General features: G+C 39.5%; 2 protein-coding genes. One reads left to right on the forward strand and one right to left on the reverse strand.

Features of this window, described 5'->3' with window-relative positions; translation table 11 throughout:
- A partial coding sequence (locus tag L1077_RS27080) for a hypothetical protein (protein WP_237139871.1) occupies window positions 1–226 on the forward strand: 226 nt, incomplete at its 5' end.
- A 242-nt stretch (window positions 227–468) separates the two neighbouring features.
- Here the strand turns inward: L1077_RS27080 and L1077_RS27085 are convergent.
- Window positions 469–1,440 (reverse strand): transposase, encoded by a 972-nt coding sequence (locus L1077_RS27085; RefSeq protein ID WP_237139872.1) that lies wholly within the window; start codon window positions 1,438–1,440, stop codon window positions 469–471.
- Window positions 1,441–1,507 lie beyond the last annotated feature (67 nt).

The raw sequence follows: 1,507 nt of genomic DNA on the forward strand, positions 1-1,507 counted from the left end.
CTTTTTGTTCAAAACATCAGGAGCTCACATTAACCCAGCTCTTTGTAAGAACCCAGCACTGTATTCTGTGGAACCATCGAAAATAGATGCTGAGTCAGTGCTATCTACTTTATTGGCTGCAAAAATGTCCAACACAGATGTTAAAATCGCTATTTCAGGTACTCAGTGTGGGTCTTCTGATCATGCAAGTGATAAGCCTTCGGTTTCTCGAGTTGGAATATTCTAATTAAGCGTTTTTTAGGGAATGAGACAAGAAAGATAAAAAGATAAATGACATCCATTTATTTATATAACAGCTACACCTCAAAAAGCTGTCAAACAGAAACAAATCTCTTAAATGTACTCAATTCCCTTTTTTCTTATTGGATATATTATGTAAGCTTCATATATTTTATGATTTTCAGACATAGCTAATCGCGTAACTTTGAACAGCTACGTTGAAATTGATGTGTCAGTACGTATTAAAAGTTAAGCGAATAATTCACTGCACTGCGTCAAATTACCTCGCCGTTTTAACTTTAAGTGCTCGCAATACTTTTGCTTAGCATCGGGCCTACCCACTGAACCTTTGAACACCTTGGTAAACTGAGTAGTGAGCTTTAACCAATTCTCTGATTGGATATTAAGTCTGGCTAAGATTGGTTGCGAATCTGTGATATATCCGCGTTTGTCTTCGCGCATACACCGACCTGTTAAGTCAACAAGCTCTATGTAATATTTAAATTCAAATGGTAAGCCCTTTGGCATGTTTTTTCTTGGATTACCTGCAAAACGCATGAGTGATTTAGGCTGCTTGCCTACTTTTACTGCCTCAATACGCTTTTTGATACTGGTATGGTCTGACTCTTCTGGCGTCTCTGCCATTTTGGCTCTGACTGGATTCAAATCAACATATGCTAAGCACGCTGCCAACGCGGCTTCATCTAATAAGGCTTGTGATTTAAATCGCCCCTCCCAAAAACGGCCTGTACAACCGTCCTCCTTATTGGCTTTACGCGCGATATCTTCGTTGAGCGTTCGCATAAACCAGCTGATATCCGCTAGACGTTTTCTATATTCGTCTATCAACTCTGACAGCATACAGCGCTCTGAATTGCTCAGTGACTCTCCGCTGACAAACTTATGAGTCAACCAAGTGCCTTTAAACTGCTTGTGCCAACGGATTAAAATGGCTTTATCGTTTAGTCGTTTTGCTTTTTTATCATCTACATACAAAACAATATGGGTATGATTACTCATCACCGCATACGCACATACATCGATACAAAATACCTTGGATAGTTGTAACAGCTTCTCTTCAAGCCAGCCTCTTCGATGCTCATATGACTTACCTGTTACTTTGTCTTCTCCGCACAAATAAGCACGCCTTACGCATCGTGATATACAGTGATAGTACTTGGTATCCACCAAGCTAACTTGTCTCTTCCTTGCTATTGCCATAAAAAAAGCCATCCATACTTTAACATTCAGTAAAGCATAGACGGCTTCTTAGACTATTCCCAAATTA

Source organism: Pseudoalteromonas luteoviolacea (assembly GCF_021654285.1).
GTDB lineage: Bacteria > Pseudomonadota > Gammaproteobacteria > Enterobacterales > Alteromonadaceae > Pseudoalteromonas > Pseudoalteromonas luteoviolacea_J.

Bases quoted from the DNA above. Each gene is read 5' to 3' on its own strand.
- L1077_RS27085 (WP_237139872.1), bottom strand. From the start codon at position 1,440: ATGGCAATAGCAAGGAAGAGACAAGTTAGCTTGGTGGATACCAAGTAC.